The sequence below is a fragment of the Natrinema sp. H-ect4 genome (assembly GCF_041894845.1).
Classification (GTDB): domain Archaea; phylum Halobacteriota; class Halobacteria; order Halobacteriales; family Natrialbaceae; genus Natrinema.
This window is the reverse complement of sequence record NZ_JBHDYC010000007.1, coordinates 106,693-122,106: the sequence shown is the minus strand read 5'-3', so window position 1 is coordinate 122,106 and position 15,414 is coordinate 106,693. Positions and strand designations below refer to the sequence as shown.

The window sequence follows — 15,414 nt, the reverse complement described above, 5'->3', positions numbered from 1 at the left end:
TGCACAACGTTCTACGATACGATCGTCCCTGTCGCTGGAACTGTCTGAACCCCAGGGTCATGCTCGGACCGAGAACGATACTGTGCCACCGACTGGTGGCTCCGGAAGCGTCTCTATCGAGCCGCCGATCGATTCTTCGACACACACTTATCGACGACTGAACGAAACGAAGGCCTCGAGGATCTACCGCACCCGTTAGTACGTCGTATCGTTCGAGAACGATCATGTGTCCATCGGGCTGCTATCCATTTCGGCAGGAGAACTGAGTAGTACTTCTGTTTCTCTGACTACTTATATACCTCGTACAATGTGAGTATAGCCCCGGATGCGTGTAAGGCGACGGCACCGGGTCGTAGCGACTCTTCCATAAAGGCAATTGTTAGTGCAGCCACCCACACTAGCGCCAACGGAAGCTCGAACAGCGGACGCCCCTTCACGACACCAAGAGCAGTACTCAATACTCCTCCCATCCCGATGCTGACGAGAATGACTACCCAACTTATAGAGAATCCCTGCACAAAACAGACGACGCCCGACACTACCGTTAATAATACGAAAATGACAGAATATCGCCATCTATCGCGACGAGTTACATCCCTGCTACCCATGGTTAGTTTCCACCATTCTGGATGAAAAATCTTCTGGTGATGTGTTCCTTAGACTGGTAGGTGAACGTTATAATCAAACTCCTTGCTAGCTCCCATCTCGTCCCAATCCTTGTAGTAGCCGCCCGCGACCCCCATCATTATCGTTGGGCTGGTGTTCACGCCGAAAGGATACTCTTCGTCTTTGTCCCAGTACGACACTGTCATGGAAGCCTTGTTTGGAATCATTTCGAGGTCGATAAGTTGGTCCACCGCAGCAGCGAACCCTCCACAGCCGACTGCGGCGGCCGCTCCGCTCCATCCACCCGTGGGGATGGAACCGGCAGCACCAGCCACGTAGCAGACCAGGGCTGAAAGGCCTGAGACCCCGATACTGCTGAACGCACCTCCACCCTGGAGGTGGAATTCGACCGCGCTGTGGTTATTGAACGCAATGTCTCCACAGGAGTCGGAGATTTTCTTGGTATCGACATCGTAATCCTCGATGAAGTTCTCCGGCGTGAAGTCAGGCCCTTGTGCTTCTATTCCGCCGGTAGTGCTGATGTTGCTCGCGGTGACCGCCGTATCGATCTCCCCGAACTCCAGCGGATGGCCACTCTTCGTGGCTTCGTACGTTGATTGCGTGGACGGGCCGTTCGAATGCCTATATTTCTCGGCTTCTCTGAATAGGTATTTCTTTCCAGATACTTCGATGATAACCACTGTAGCATTATCTTCAGTTTCGACCCGCTTTCTGCTGATGTCTTCTCCACTGCAATTGAACTCGTCACCGTTGCTCCGGTCAGAACCGCTCTCCTTCGCACTGGCAGTTCCAGTCGCACCGAGGATCAGGCCGCTGCCAATCGTTGCACTGGTAGTTCGGAGGACATTACGACGATGGATTCCATCTCGACTAGTATTGTCTTCCATCCACCATATTATTATCTGATTAAAATATAAATCTTCTCATCGTTATCATATTAGTTAAATCCGTACAACTATAATTATGATGGTTACAATGGTGGTGGTATCCACGAGATAATTGACCAGATCATCGTTCGATCAGCTTTAGATTCTGAAACGCAACGCTACGATCACGAGATACGGTGAACTGGTTATCCGGATCGACGAACGACTCGTCGGTTTGACTCCGGCTTCGACGTTGCGAGGATCACCGACGCTATCGGCGTCGATTTTATACGAGATTCAACACGCTGTCGTCGCGGCTCGATCGACGGATTAGGCGGTCACTCCTCCGCAAGCGGCGGGAGCCACCACGTCAACCCCACCGCAACGACGACCAGCCCGGCCAGCGCAAGATACGCCTCGTCGAAGTAGCCCCGATCGGCGAGCGCGCCGAACGCGACCGGGCTCACCGCGCCGATCGTCATGTAGACGGTCCGCAGGAATCCGAGGCCGGTCCCCTGCATATCCGACGGGAACGCCGAGGTCATGTACGGCAGCGTGATCGTCCCGTAGCCCAGAATGCTCGAGAGGAAGACCGTGCCGACGACGATCGGCCAGAACCCCTCGAGGACGGGCAGCGCGACCAGCGAGACCACGACGACGCCCAGTACGGGCGGGAGCGATTTCCGGATCCCGAACCGGTCGTACAGCTGGCCCGTCAGCGGCTGGACGAGGATCCCCATCGCGAAGAACGCGCTGAAGAGCCCGGTGGCGACGCCCTGGGAAACGCCCTTGATCTGGATCAGATAGGTCGGATAGAAGCCCGTAAACGCCTGCCAGACGCAGTAGGTCAGGATCTGGATCGCGGTCACGGTAACGATCTCGGGTCGGCGCAGCTCCGAGAGGACGTACCGGACCGTCTCGAGGGAGACGCTGTCGACGGCGCTGGTCGCGCCGGAGGTGCGTGCGGGAACGACGAACCAGAGGCCGACCGCCACGAGTGCGAAGGCGGGGACGGCGAGGCCGAAGCCGTACTGCCAGGCGAACGCCGAGGCGATCCCGCCGGCCGCGAGCGGCAAGAGCGTGTTTCCGACCTGTCCCGCCGCCATCGTCACGCCGATCGCAGTGCCGTCGTTGTCGGGGTAGACGTCCGAGAGCGTCGTGAAACGGGCGACGCCGTACAGCGCCGTTCCGAAGCCAAACGCCCCGGTCGCGAGGTATACCACCGGCGCGGAGCCGGCGACGGCGACGAGCCCGAGCGTCACCGCCGAGAGCAGGGTACTCGCGACGAGGACGTTTCCCTCACCGAACCGGTCGGCGAGCAGACCGCTTGGGAGCTGCCCCAGCGCGTAACAGAGCCAGAGCGCGGTCAACAGGAGCCCGGCCGTGGTCAGGTCGAGCCCGTACGATTCTCGTAGATAGGGCAACAGGACGGGGTAGGCCAGTCGGACGCCGATCGAGAGGAACCAGCCGGCGGCGACGGCGACCAGAATATCGCCGCGGCCGTCCGTCAGGAAGGACCGCACGGACGACAGCCGATTCCTTGTTTCCGGGGGAGACACGTATTGATTCACCCATTCGTCGGTGACGGTCTTGAGCGACCCAGAACGGTACGACCTTGCCGATATCGGAACCGGTCACTGCCGCTGTCGTCGCCGTCGGCAGCTCGCGCGGTCACAACGGCACGAACTCGAGGGCCACCCACGCCAGACAGGCGGCGTAGATCGGTATCGTCAGGTTGTCGTCGATGATGTAGGTGCGGATCTCGAGGGTGACGCCGTCGGCGAGGGTCGCGCCCAGGGCGGCGACCAGCGCCACGCCGATCGGGAGGAACGGGATCGCGATAACCGTCGAGACGAGGAACATCGTGATGAGCACCTTCGGCGGCTTGACCCGCTGGAGGGTGTTGTCCGAGACGGCCCCGCTGATCGGATCGCCGAGCGAGAGCATCAACATCGCGGGGAGGGCGATATCCTGCTGGAAGATCACGACGACGATAGCCATGCTGATCATGTACAGGGCGTAGCCGGCGGGATTGTCCTGCTCGTACTCGCGAGTCAGTACGTCGTAGAGTCGCCAGTCGAGTCCGATCCGAAGCCGCAGGAACTCGAGGACGAGCGCGCCGGTCGCGATGGCGACCATGAGAACCTTGAATCGGGGCCACGTAAGCCCGGCCTCGAGATAGTCGGCGAGCAAGTAGAGGGCGACCAACCCAGAGCCACTGGCGTGGACGAGTCGCCGCTTCAGTTCGTCAGCCATCACTTCGTGCCTCGGGGGAGGTGACCTTCAGTCCGTCGATCAATTCCAACCTTTTACGCTGTCGTTCGAGAGAGCTTCGCTCTCTCGTGATCACGAGACGGCTTCGCCGTCTCGAACGACGGTCGGCCCCGCTGGTGGCGACGCCACCAGCGTGGCGTCCCTCGGTAAAAGGTTGATCAAAAGCACTCCTCCCTCCGTTTCGGCCCCTTCGGGGCCCGGTTTACGGCTTGCGCCGTTCGCCATGCGCGGCGCGGAGCGCCGCGCTCTCCACATCGGTCGTCGGCCCGCTCGCTCACTTCGTTCGCTCACGGAGAATAGTCTCGCGTATCGCCAATACTGGTGATGTATCCCCTACAATTCGTCGAACTCGAGGTCGCCGGCGCGGATCGCCGACAGCGTCTCGGGCAACTCGTCGATCGGGAGCCGCTTCTGCTCGGTCGAGTCGCGCTCGCGGACCGTCACGCCGCCGTCTTCCTGCTCAATACTCTCGTAGTCGACCGTCACGCAAAACGGCGTGCCGACCTCATCCTGCCGGCGGTAGCGCCGCCCGATGTTCCCCGAGTCGTCGTAGGTGACCGACAGCCCCGCCTCGCGCAGGGCTTCGGCGATCGCTTCGGCTTCGGCCTCGAGTTCGTCGTCACTCTGGAGCGGGAAGACGCCGACGAACGTGGGTGCGACTTCCGGCTCGAGCTCGAGGAAGGTGCGCTCCTCGTCGGCGACCTCGTCCTCGCGATAGGCGTGGTGGAGGACGGTGTAAACCGTCCGGTCGACGCCGAAGGAGGGTTCGACGACGTGGGGGGTGACGTGCTCGCCCGCTTCGGTCTGCTCTTCGACCGAGAAGCCGGTCTTCCCGACGGGAATCTCGTGGGTCTCGCCCTCGAGGTCAATCTCGACCGTGTCGCCGTCGAACGCGGAGCGGTCACGGGCCGCCAGGTCCTCGAGTTTGCCGACGACGGCCTGTGCATCGCCGCCGAACTCCGGTCCCAGATAGCTCATATCGGGATCGACCGTGGCACGCTCGACGGTCTTGGGTTCGTCATACTGCCGGAAGATCGTGAATCGGTCACCGGAGTGTTCGGCGTGCTTCGAGAGGTCGTAGTTGCCGCGGTGGGCGAAGCCGGCCATCTCGATCCAGTTGCCATCGATTTCGCTTTCGGCGTCCCAGCAGTCGCTGGCGTAGTGAGCCCGCTCGCCCGCGAGGTGCTGACGGAACCGAAACCGGTCCATGTCGACGCCGATCGATTCGTACCACGGCTTCGCGACGCCGAGGAAGTACGCGACCCACTGGTCGGTGATGATGCCCTCCTCGACCGCCTCGCCGATCGTCGTCTCGAACGCCTTCCCGCCGTCTTCGTTCTGCTCGCTGGCCGGGTAGAGGGTCACTTCGACGTCTTCGACGCTCGAGAGGTCCGGTTCGTCGGCCTCGGGGTCGATGAAGTACTCGAGTTCGGCCTGTGTGAACTCCCGCGTGCGGATGATCGAGCGGCGAGGGCTGATCTCGTTGCGGTAGGCACGGCCGATCTGGGTCACGCCGAAGGGAAGCTGGTTGCGCGCGTACTCCTTGAGCCGCGGGAACTCGACGAAGATCCCTTGCGCCGTCTCGGGGCGCAGATAGCCTGGATCGGAGTCGCCGGGACCGATGTTCGTCGCGAACATCAGATTGAACGAGTCGACGGCCTGACCGGCCAGCCCCGCACCGCAGTTCGGGCAGACGAGTTCGTACTCGGCGATGACGTCCTCGACTTCGGGGATGGGGAGGCTCTCGGCGTCCTCGTACTCCGTGTTGTCCTCGACGACGTGATCCGCGCGGTGGCTCTCGCCGCACTCGGGGCATTCGACGAGCATGTCGTCGAAGCCATCCAGATGGCCCGAGGCCTCGAAGACGGGTTCGGGCATGATCGTCGGCGCGTCGATCTCCATGTTGCCTTCCGCGAGCGCGAAGCGGTCGCGCCAGGCGTTCTCGACGTTGCCCTTCAGCGCCGCGCCCTGCGGGCCGAAGGTGTAGAAGCCGCCGACGCCGCCGTACGCGCCGGAGGACTGGAAGAAGTAGCCCCGCCGTTTGGCCAGTTCGACCAGTTTCTCGCTCGTCGGTTCCTCGGCGCTTTCGTGCTCACTCATATAGCGCCTCCAGAAGATCGACGTCGCAGACGATGCCGGCGAGGTCCTCGCCCGAGACCATCGGAATCTGTTCGATATCGTTGCTGATCATCCGCTGTGCAGCCTCCTGAATCGTCGTCTGGCCCGAGACCGTCACGATGTCGTCGCTCATGAACCCTCGGACCGGCCCCGTCGGAATCTCGATATCCCGCGTGGGGAGATAGCGGCTGCCGACGGCCTTGATCCCCTCCCAGGACCAGTCGTCGTCCTGATCGCCGAAGTTGTCGCCCGTCTCCTCCTCGCCCTCGACGATCCGGGCGACGTCGATGATGTCGACTTCCGTGAGGACGCCGTTCATCCGGCCCTCGTCGTCCAGTGCGATCGTGTAGGGGACGTTCGCGTACGAGAGTTCCCGCTCGGCGACGGGGAGGGGCGCGCCCTCGTAGGTCGTGTTTACGTTCTCGCTGGCGTGGGACTCGACGGTGCCGTCGGTCGCCTGATCGCCCGTTGCGATCGCGTGAATGACGTCTGTCACCGTGACGATCCCCTCGAACTGTCCGTCGACGACCGGGACGCGGCGCGCGCCAGCTTCCACCATCGTTCGCGCGACGTCCGCGAGACTCGTCTCGGCAGTCGTCGTTGGCACGTCCTCGTTCATCAGGATGACCAACTGGTCCTCGTCCGGCCGTTCGATCAGCGTCTCCCGCGAGATCAGACCCCGGTACTTGAGCCCGTCGTCGGTCTCTTCGACGACCGGCACGGACGAGAACGATCGTTCTTGCAGGTACTCGAGCACGTCAGTTCGGGTCCCCGGCAGGTCGACAGTTACCACGTCCTCGCGGGGCGTCATCGCGTCGGCTACGTTCATATCTCCACGGTACGGCGAAAATGAGTATAAACCCAGTGTTTCAGAGACCGGAGAACTCGTCCGATTTCTGATCGGTATCGAGAACGGACAGTTCGATCCGATGAGTTTATATGTCAGTGGTTGTCACTCACTAACATGGCGACGAACCCCCACGCCATGACGTCCGACGATACCATCGTCGGTTCGATCGATTCGACGGCCGCGAGCGACGAGTACGTTATCGCGGATATCTCCGCGGACGGTGCCTGGCTTTCCATGCAGGCGGACGACGCACCGACGCTGCCGGCCTGGCGATAACTGGGGAGGGAAATGGGAGTAGTCGTCGGCGAGACTGGTCGCGACCCCCGTTGCGGCCGATATCGGCATACCAGCGGTTGCGACCGCCGTCTGGGCCGCCCACTGTTCGTACGCGCTCCGAGTCGGAAACGCAGTAACTACTGGACAGATCGAAGTATAGGCATCCTCGAGCGCCGGGTCGGCGTTCGTCGCCGCCGGGACGTGTTCGACGACGCGAGCAGTTCGACGCTCTCGAGCCGACTCGACGAGCTGGTCGACGCCGGCTATCTCGACCGGGAGCGCTACGCCGAGAGTCCCCCGCGTGTCGAGTACGCCGACAACGGCGACGAACGCTGCCGTCGACTCCAACCGCTCCTCGAGCGGGCCGCCAACGGGGACCAATAACCTCCGCCGGTATTCCGCGTGGCCAGTCGCACACCGGTAACAGTTTGACTACCTGTGCCATACGTTCGCACATGTCGCTCGAGCAGGTGTTCGCGCAGCTTCCGGCCCCCGATTCGCACACGTTTCCCGACTACTCGCTCCCGCGCGGCGAGCCGGTCATGCCGATCGCGGTTACCCGGGAAGAACTCTCACGAACACTCGCGCTGTACGAAACCTTCCAGAGCGTCGATCCGACCGGCTGGGACTCGAACTCGGTTCTCGAGGCGGCGACGACGTACATGCAACGAACGTTTGGACTGCCGCAGTATCGCCCGGACGAGCAGTTGCAGGACGATATCGCGGCGATGCTCAACGACTTTTCGGACGATCTGGGCGGTCGATCGCTGGGTGTCGTCGACGCGACGCCCGATCATCACCGGACGCTGTACTTCTTCCTCGTCAGCTGTCGCGGCTATTACGCCGCTCCACACGTTCGATTCGACCCCGACGAGACGGCGGTTGAGACGCTCTACGAACTCTACCGGCGGGTGACAGAACAGGATCTCTATGTCGAGCATCCGTCGTCGGTGTTCGACTGAGTCGGGTGACCGCCCGCAACGTCGTCGGTTTCGAAAGAAACTCCCGATCGTTTCGGTGCCGGGTCCGCGCACGGGTATCCATAGCGAGAGATCACTTCCGGGGTATCGGGACTACCCCGTCAGGAACCCGCCCGGCGAAACCTGCGTTTCGGGACGGCCGTTCTCGCTCGTCTGGACGCCCGAGAACGAGGGCGAGTGTTCGATCGTTCGCTGTACCTTTGCGCCGGCTTTCGTGTGCGTTGCCAGAATGGCGAGTACTTTACTCATACATGAGTTAATAATGCCGGCAACCCTTTAAACATTATTGCGATGATCGACCGTGTTGGATGATTGGCTATCGAGCGATTAGTGAACGTCTCACACAGTTGCGTCGCGTCTCGAGACTCGCCCACGAACAACCGATAGAACCGTTCGGAGGGACGAATCTCGAGCGGGTCCCGCCCGTCACCGATGCAGGTGACAGGCCGCCAGATGCTCCCCGTCGCCGTGCTCGGCCTCGAGTTCGTACGCCGGGCGCTCGCGGGCGCAGACGCTCCGCTCGGCGAAGGACTCGAGCAGCAGCTCCGTCGCCGCCTCCCAGCGGTCCGTTTCATCGTCGTCCCCGTCGTCTGCCCCACGATCGGCCGCGACGAGGTCGATCGCTTCTTCGACGATCGATCCCGCCTCGCCTCGCGGCAGGTTGCCGTCGAAGAACTCGGTCCGTATCTCGACGGCGGGCATCGGTTCGAACGTCCGTCGTTTGACCGCCCGCATGAACGCCCGCGTCCGTTCCCACTCCTCGCCGGTCCAGTCGTACTCGTCGGGCGCGATCAGGCGCGGACAGCGCGTGCGGAACCGGCAGCCCGAGGGCGGATCGACCGGACTCGGGACTTCACCCTCGAGCACGCCGCGCGCACCGTTTTCCCGCGGGTCAGGGACGGGAATCGACTCGAGCAACGCGCGGGTGTAGGGATGCTGGGGGTTCTCGAACAGTTCTTCTTTCTCCGCTAACTCGACGATGTGTCCGAGATACATCACCGCCACCCGGTCGGAGATGTGACGGATCACCGAGAGATCGTGGGCGATGAAGAGGTAGGTAAGGCCGAACTCCTCCTGGAGTTCTTCCATCGTGTTCAGCACCTGCGCCTGGATCGAAACGTCCAGCGACGAGACGGGTTCGTCGCAGACGACGAAATCGGGATCGACCGACAGCGCTCGCGCGAGATTGATGCGCTGGCGCTGCCCGCCGGAGAACGCGTGGGGAAACCGGTTGTAGTGGCGCGGATCGAGCCCCACCTTCTCGAGGAGGTCCTTCGCCCGCGCTTCTCGCCCCTCGTCGTCCAACATGTCGTGGGCCCTCATCGGCTCCTCGATGATCTGGCCGACCTTCATCCGCGGATCGAGCGAGGACTGGGGATCCTGGAAGATCATCTGCATATCCGAACGCGTCCGCCGGAGGTCCTCGCCGCCGAGGTCGGCCAGGTTCTCCCCCTTGAAGTAGATGTCTCCCTCCGTGGGCTCGAGCAGGCGCAGGACCGTCCGCCCGAGCGTGCTCTTGCCGCAGCCGGACTCACCGACGAGCCCGAGCGTCTCGCCGGGCTGGATCTCGAGGGAAACGTCGTCGACCGCCTCGACGGTCTCCCGGTCGACGCTGATCGGCGGAAACTGGCTCGGATCGAACTGCACGCCCGCGAGCAGCCCCGACTCCTGTGCGAAGTACTTCGAGACGCCCTCAAGTTCGAGCAGCGTCTCCTCTCCTTCGTAGCCGCTCTCCTCGTCCATTCGAATGCCGCTACTCATGGCCCTCACCTCCGCTCTCGTCGCTGGCCGGATTCGGTGCGATCGATTCCGGCTCGTCGACGTTTTCGGCCGCCGCCCGATCGGTCCCCGCCGCCCCCTCGAGCGGCGGGCTCTCGTCGTAGCCGACGTCGAAGACGTCGTGTTTCACGCAGGCCGCCCGATGCGGTTCGCCGTCGGCGTCGGCGACTCGCTTCGCGTCGGGATGAACTCGCTTGCACACCGCCCGCGCGTCGGGACAGCGCGGATGGAACCGACAGCCCGACGGCGGGTCGATCGCTTCCGGCATCACTCCCTCGATCGCCTCGAGCTCGTCGACGGTTCGATCGGGCCGGGGAATCGAGTTCAACAGGGCATCGGTGTATGGGTGTTTCGTGTCGTAGAATAGCTCGTCAACCGGCGCTTGCTCGACGATCTCGCCGAGGTACATGACGTTTACCCGGTCGCAGATCTCGGCGACGACGCCGAGATCGTGGGTGACCCAGAGGAAGCTCGTCCCGTACTTCGTCTGAAGCTCGTCGACGAGGTCGATGATCTGTCCCTCGACGGTGACATCTAGGGCCGTCGTCGGCTCGTCGGCGATGATGAGGCTCGGTTCGCAGGCCAACGCCATCGCGATCAGCACGCGCTGGCGCATCCCCCCGGAGAACTGGTGGGGGTACTCCTCGTACCGCTGCTCGGGATCGGGGATGCCGACCTCCCGGAGCATGTCGATCGCCACCGTTTTCGCCTCGCCTTCGGAGAGCCCGCGGTTGAGTTCGATGAACTCCCGCAGTTGGCCGCCGACGGTGAAGACGGGGTTGAGCGACTCCATCGGATCCTGGAAGATCACCGCGATCTCGTTGCCCCGGATTCGGGTCCGGATCTCCTCGTTCGAGAGCATGTCGTCGCGCTCTCGACGCTCCCCATCGGGCCCCTCTTCGAAGCCCACGATGGTCTCGCCCTTGTAGGTGATTTCGCCGCCGACGATCTCGCCGGGGTTTTCGACGAGCCGCAAGAGGCTCATCGAGGCGACCGATTTGCCGGCGCCGCTTTCTCCGACGAGGCCGACGATTTCGCCCTCGCGGATCTCGAAGGAGATACCGTCGACGGCGCGTACTGTACCGGTTTCCGTAAAGAACTGCGTCGTGAGATTCTCGACGCGAAGGAGTGGTTCCGTGCTCATTGTTAGTCTTCGATTCTGGGGTCGAGGGCGTCCTGCAGGCCGTCACCGAACAAGTTGAAGCCCATGATGGTGATCATGATCGCGATGCCGGGCCAGATCGAGAGCCAGACGTTCGAGTGCATGTAGCCGTGCGAGATGTTGAGCATCTGCCCCCAGTCGGGGGTCGGCGGCTGTGCGCCGTACCCCAGAAAGGAGAGGCCGGCGACGATGAGTATCGTCACGCCGATCTGGAGCGTCGCGTACACTAACACCGGCGCGAAGCTGTTCGGGACGACGTGTCGCATGATGATGTTGCGATCCTTCACGCCCGCCGCTCGAGCCGCTTCGATGTAGTCCATTTCGCGGATGCTCAACACCCGGCTCCGGATGATTCGGGCGAAGACGGGAATGAACGCGATTCCGACGCCGAGTACGGCATACCAGATGTTCGCACCGCCGACGAAGACGGTGAAGACGATGATGAGGATCAGCGGCGGGATCGCGTACACCGTCTCGACCAGCCGCATCAGGATGTCGTCGACCCGGCCGCCGTAGTAGCCGGCGACGGCACCGATGATCGTCCCGCCAGTCAGCCCGATGAACGTCGAGACGAGCCCGACGAACACCGACACCTGCGTCCCGTAGACGATTCTGGTGAAGTAGTCCCGGCCGGTGTGGTCGGTCCCCAGCGGGTGCTCGATGGTGCCGCCCGCCGGAAGCGGGTTCCACGACTGCTCGGCCAGCGGGAAGTACGGCGGCATGTGCTGTGTCCCCTCGCCCGGCGGCGGGATGTGCGTGGGGTGGTCGAAGATGGGCAGCAGCTGTGCGAACGTGTAATCCGACGCGACCCCGAAGGTGAGCCGCGAGAGGTTGCTGTCCACCACGGCGTACACCGCGACGAACAGCACGACCGTCACGATGTACAGTCCCCAGCGGGCCGTCGTGTCCCGTTTGATTCGCGCCACGGTATAGCGCCAGCCGACGCGGGCCTCGACCGACTCCTCGTCTTCCGACGCCGGTTCCCGGCCGCTCTCGTACTGTGATTCACTGACTGCCATGGTTACTCTCTCTCACCGTAGGTAACTCGCGGATCGACGTACGCGTACGAGATGTCGGTGATGATGACGCCGAGCACGAACAGGAAGCCGAGCAGCATCGTAATTCCCATCACGAGCTGGTAGTCGTTCGTCGAGATCGCGTTGATGAACAGTCGTCCCATGCCGTTGATGTTGAACACCGTCTCGACCAGTACCGCGCCGCCGAGTGCCGTCGACAGATTGAGGCCGACGATCGTGATGATCGGGAGCTGGGCGACCTGGAAAGCGTGCTTTCGCAGGATCGTCCGCTTGGGCACGCCGTACGCGCGAGCCAGTTTGACGTACTCGCCCTGCAGCGACTCGATCATCTGCGTGCGTTCGACGCGCATGATCGTCGCCATCTGCAACGTTCCCAGCGCGATCATCGGCAACAGCAGGTGTCTCGCCGACTCGTAGTACAGCTCGAGGTGACCGTCGATCCCCGGATAGGCACTGGGCGGTCGCCAGGGGTAGTAGAGCCCGCTCGAGGGGAGCCACCCCAGCTGGACCGCGAAGACGAGGATCAGGACGATCCCGATCCAGAACGAGGGGGTGCTGACGCCGACGAGCGCGGCGATCCGCGAGGCGTGATCGCTGGGTTCGTTGCGTCGGTTGGCGGCCACGATGCCGAGCGGAATCGCCGTCACCAGCGCGAACGCGTACGCCGAGAGGACCAACAGGAGCGTCGGTCCGACTCGTTCCATCATCAGCGCGGCGACCGGTCGCTGGTAGTGGATGCTCTGGCCGAGATCGCCCCGCAGGAGGCCGGCCATGTACGTCACGTACCGTTCGTGTAGCGGTCTGTCGAGCCCGTATCGCCGTTCGATCGTTCTGATCAGTTCCTCGCTGTGTTCTTGCCCCTGTAGCATGAGGCTGACCGGATCGCCCGGGCCGAGATTCGCGAGCAGGAACGTGATGACGGAGATCCCGATCAGGACGGGAATCGCCTGCAAGAGCCTGTGTATGGTGTACTTGAGTAGCTTCATTGGTCAGCGAGCCAGTCCGTTCGCTCGTCGATCTGTCCCGATTCGATGCCGCTGCCACTGAACCGGCGGGGATTCGTTCCCCGCCGACCCAGCTATCGCCGTCCGCCGGCTCACTCCATCGACACGTTCGTGTAGTCCGCGACGAGGGTCGGGTTTCTCGTCACCTCCGGGTGGGCCTGAAGGTCCTGAACGTAGTCGCGAGAGGCCATCGTGTTGTCCTGCGTGAACGCGGGCAGCGCGGGAAGCTGTTCGACGATTTCCCGGATGACGGGCTCGTAGAGGTCGTAGCGCGCCTCCTGATCGGCCGAGTTGCGCCCCTCGGCGATCGCGTCGTGGAAACCGTCGCTGCCCCCGTAGTAGTGGCCCTGATTCGTCCCCGCCTGACTCTCGTGGAAGAGCGGGTAGAGGTAGTAATCGGGGTCGGGGCCGCCGGTCCAGCCCAGCAGGTACATCTGGTAGTCGTCTGCGTTCCCGCTGGTGTACGTGTCGACGAGCGTCGCGAAGTCAAGCACCTGCACGTCGGCCCCGTAGCCGATCTCGTCCAGCCGAGTAGCGATTCGCTCGGCGAGTTGGGCCCGGATCCCCTCCGGCGTGATGATCGTCGGCGTGAAGTCATCGGGCGCGTGCTCGTCGAGCAGCGACTGGGCCTGATCGGGATCGTACGACGGCAACAGCTCCTGATACTCGTCTTCAGGGAACTCCCAGATTTCGTTGACGACCGGCGGAATCGGGCTGTACATCGGGGAGGTCACGTTCGCGCCGTTGGACTCGATGAAGTCCTGCATCGAGAACGAGTGGGCGATGGCCCGTCGCACCTCGGGGGTGGTTGTCGGCCCCTCGTTGCAGTTAAAGGCCATATACATGAACGTCGGACTCTCCGCCGAGTGCAGATTCACGCCGTCCTCGTTCTCGAGGACATCCCAGTCGTCGTTGGGGATGCCCGCGATGACGTCCGTGTTCGCCGACCGAATGTCGGAGACGCGACCCGCCGGGTCCTCGTGGGCCTCGAAGCGGATCTGCTCGAGGTTCGGCTCGAGGTCGTCCCAGTAGTCGTCCCACCGCTCGATCTCGACGTACTCGTTCTCCTGCAGTTCCGCGAAGGTGAACGGTCCGGAGCCGACCGGATCGCTGTTGAACGCGTCGCGGTCGTCGGTCCGGACGCTCTCGGGCACCACCGTCACGCCCATCGTCGCAAGTTCGAACGGCCCGTAGGGGTCCTCCCCGAGGTCGACCTGCAGCTGGTAGTCGTCGATGACCTCGGTGCTCTCGATCATGTCGTACTCCGAGGCGTTCTCCGTCTCCTCTTCGACCGGGGCGCTAAAGGAGTGGGCGACGTCCGACGCCGTCACGTCGTCGCCGTTGTGGAACTCGGCCGCCTCCTCGATCTCGAAGATGTATCGCGTCCCGTCGCGCTCGACGGTCGGTTCGCCCGTTGCGAGTTTCGGCTGCAACTCGAGGCCCTCGTTGTACTCGTAGAGCCCGTCGAAGACGAGCTGAATCACCTGAAAGCTGTACGCGTCGTTCGAGACGACGGGATCGAACTGCTCTTCGCGCGATTGCTCTTGCGTGAAGTGGAACTGGTCCCCACCACCGCTACCACCACCACCGATGCACCCTGCGATCGTTGCCGCGGAGACGGCGGCACCCGAAGCGAGGAGCCGCCGTCGCGTGAGGCCGGTCTGGTCTTGCACCATCTTGCTGAATGGTACCAACCCACCCATTTTAGTATCATCAGTCTAATGCGTCCAAATCGGTTGTTACTGGAAATAATACATACGATACCAGTTCTATAGACTACGATACCTGTACATTATTGCTCTGTAGTGTCCATCACTGCCGATTCTTTCCAGACACATAATCTATATAATTCTCCATTCTATACGGCTCCCCACCACTCGATTAATTTATACTATCCCGTACCTGTGAGTAACGGCCTCGGGTGTGGCCGGGCGCGACCGGTGCGTTTTTTCTCCCGGCCGTCACAGTAGTTGCGTATGAACTATCGCGCCGTCGAGACCACGGACGAGTACGTCGCCCGCCTCGAGACGGGTGCCGACTGGCGGGCCGAGATCGAGTCGCTCGCGGACGCGGTCGACGCCGACGCTGCCTGGTTTACCGCGCTCGGCGCGGTCCAGGACGCCGAGCTCTGGTTTTACGATCAGTCGGAGTGCGAGTACGACCCGATCGCGTTCGACGAGCCGCTCGAGGTCGCCAGCTGCGTCGGGAACGTCTCCCGGCTCGAGGTTTCCGAGTCACACTCGGAGGACAGCGAGACGGAGTCTCGCCAGTGGGAACGCTTCGCGCACACCCACGCGGTCCTCTCGGACGACGAGGGAACCGCCTACGCCGGCCACCTGAACGAGGCGACCGTCTGGGCCGGCGAGGTCCACATGCGCGTCTTCGCAGAGCCCCTCGAGCGCGAGTACGACGACACCACCGAACTCGACCTCTGGCTCTAA

Annotated in this window: 15 protein-coding genes; 4 read left to right on the top strand and 11 right to left on the bottom strand. The window is 62.8% G+C overall.

The window, feature by feature from the left end; all coding sequences use genetic code 11:
• Nucleotides 1–656 precede the first annotated feature (656 nt).
• From ACEWFR_RS10915 to ACEWFR_RS10895, 5 genes are all read right to left on the bottom strand, one after another.
• Nucleotides 657–1,514, bottom strand: coding sequence for a hypothetical protein (locus ACEWFR_RS10915; protein ID WP_374061049.1), 858 nt, complete (start codon nucleotides 1,512–1,514; stop codon nucleotides 657–659).
• 317 nt (nucleotides 1,515–1,831) lie between these two features.
• Nucleotides 1,832–3,016, bottom strand: coding sequence for a nitrate/nitrite transporter (locus ACEWFR_RS10910; RefSeq protein WP_374061048.1), 1,185 nt, complete (start codon nucleotides 3,014–3,016; stop codon nucleotides 1,832–1,834).
• A gap of 148 nt (nucleotides 3,017–3,164) precedes the next feature.
• Nucleotides 3,165–3,749 carry a dolichol kinase gene (locus ACEWFR_RS10905; protein ID WP_098724989.1) on the bottom strand — a complete coding sequence of 195 codons (585 nt, stop codon included), beginning with the start codon at nucleotides 3,747–3,749 and terminating at the stop codon, nucleotides 3,165–3,167.
• A gap of 351 nt (nucleotides 3,750–4,100) precedes the next feature.
• A complete protein-coding gene (gene glyS, locus ACEWFR_RS10900; protein ID WP_374061047.1) occupies nucleotides 4,101–5,867 on the bottom strand; it encodes a glycine--tRNA ligase in 1,767 nt (588 codons plus the stop codon).
• Nucleotides 5,860–6,714 (bottom strand): CBS domain-containing protein, encoded by an 855-nt coding sequence (locus ACEWFR_RS10895; protein ID WP_374061046.1) that lies wholly within the window; start codon nucleotides 6,712–6,714, stop codon nucleotides 5,860–5,862. The genes glyS and ACEWFR_RS10895 overlap by 8 nt, the downstream gene beginning before the upstream one ends.
• 135 nt (nucleotides 6,715–6,849) lie before the next feature.
• Between ACEWFR_RS10895 and ACEWFR_RS10890 the strand changes: the two genes are divergently transcribed.
• The 3 genes from ACEWFR_RS10890 to ACEWFR_RS10880 all read left to right on the top strand — a co-directional run bounded on the left by ACEWFR_RS10890 (nucleotide 6,850) and on the right by ACEWFR_RS10880 (nucleotide 7,973).
• A complete protein-coding gene (locus tag ACEWFR_RS10890; protein ID WP_176548145.1) occupies nucleotides 6,850–7,011 on the top strand; it encodes a hypothetical protein in 162 nt (53 codons plus the stop codon).
• 201 nt (nucleotides 7,012–7,212) lie between these two features.
• Nucleotides 7,213–7,395, top strand: a complete 183-nt coding sequence (locus ACEWFR_RS10885) for a winged helix-turn-helix transcriptional regulator (protein ID WP_374061045.1) — start codon at nucleotides 7,213–7,215, stop codon at nucleotides 7,393–7,395.
• 71 nt (nucleotides 7,396–7,466) lie between these two features.
• On the top strand, nucleotides 7,467–7,973 hold the full coding sequence (locus ACEWFR_RS10880) for a hypothetical protein (protein WP_098724985.1): 507 nt from the start codon (nucleotides 7,467–7,469) through the stop codon (nucleotides 7,971–7,973).
• Between the two features lie 111 nt (nucleotides 7,974–8,084).
• On the opposite strand, the gene ACEWFR_RS10875 is transcribed toward ACEWFR_RS10880, so the two are convergent.
• From ACEWFR_RS10875 to ACEWFR_RS10850, 6 genes are all read right to left on the bottom strand, one after another.
• Nucleotides 8,085–8,240, bottom strand: a complete 156-nt coding sequence (locus ACEWFR_RS10875) for a hypothetical protein (protein ID WP_374061044.1) — start codon at nucleotides 8,238–8,240, stop codon at nucleotides 8,085–8,087.
• A gap of 177 nt (nucleotides 8,241–8,417) precedes the next feature.
• Nucleotides 8,418–9,752 carry an ABC transporter ATP-binding protein gene (locus tag ACEWFR_RS10870; protein ID WP_374061043.1) on the bottom strand — a complete coding sequence of 445 codons (1,335 nt, stop codon included), beginning with the start codon at nucleotides 9,750–9,752 and terminating at the stop codon, nucleotides 8,418–8,420.
• Nucleotides 9,745–10,914, bottom strand: a complete 1,170-nt coding sequence (locus ACEWFR_RS10865; protein WP_374061042.1) for an ABC transporter ATP-binding protein — start codon at nucleotides 10,912–10,914, stop codon at nucleotides 9,745–9,747. Before ACEWFR_RS10865 ends, ACEWFR_RS10870 begins: the two co-directional genes overlap by 8 nt.
• A gap of 2 nt (nucleotides 10,915–10,916) precedes the next feature.
• The gene (locus ACEWFR_RS10860; RefSeq protein ID WP_374061041.1) at nucleotides 10,917–11,951 is read right to left on the bottom strand and encodes an ABC transporter permease; all 1,035 of its coding nucleotides are present in this window, start codon (nucleotides 11,949–11,951) and stop codon (nucleotides 10,917–10,919) included.
• A 2-nt stretch (nucleotides 11,952–11,953) separates the two neighbouring features.
• Complete coding sequence (locus ACEWFR_RS10855; RefSeq protein ID WP_374061040.1) at nucleotides 11,954–12,955, bottom strand: ABC transporter permease; 1,002 nt, start codon at nucleotides 12,953–12,955, stop codon at nucleotides 11,954–11,956.
• Between the two features lie 110 nt (nucleotides 12,956–13,065).
• The gene (locus ACEWFR_RS10850) at nucleotides 13,066–14,649 is read right to left on the bottom strand and encodes an ABC transporter substrate-binding protein (protein ID WP_374061039.1); all 1,584 of its coding nucleotides are present in this window, start codon (nucleotides 14,647–14,649) and stop codon (nucleotides 13,066–13,068) included.
• Between the two features lie 300 nt (nucleotides 14,650–14,949).
• On the opposite strand from ACEWFR_RS10850, the gene ACEWFR_RS10845 reads away from it, so the two are divergent.
• Complete coding sequence (locus ACEWFR_RS10845; RefSeq protein ID WP_374061038.1) at nucleotides 14,950–15,414, top strand: PPC domain-containing DNA-binding protein; 465 nt, start codon at nucleotides 14,950–14,952, stop codon at nucleotides 15,412–15,414.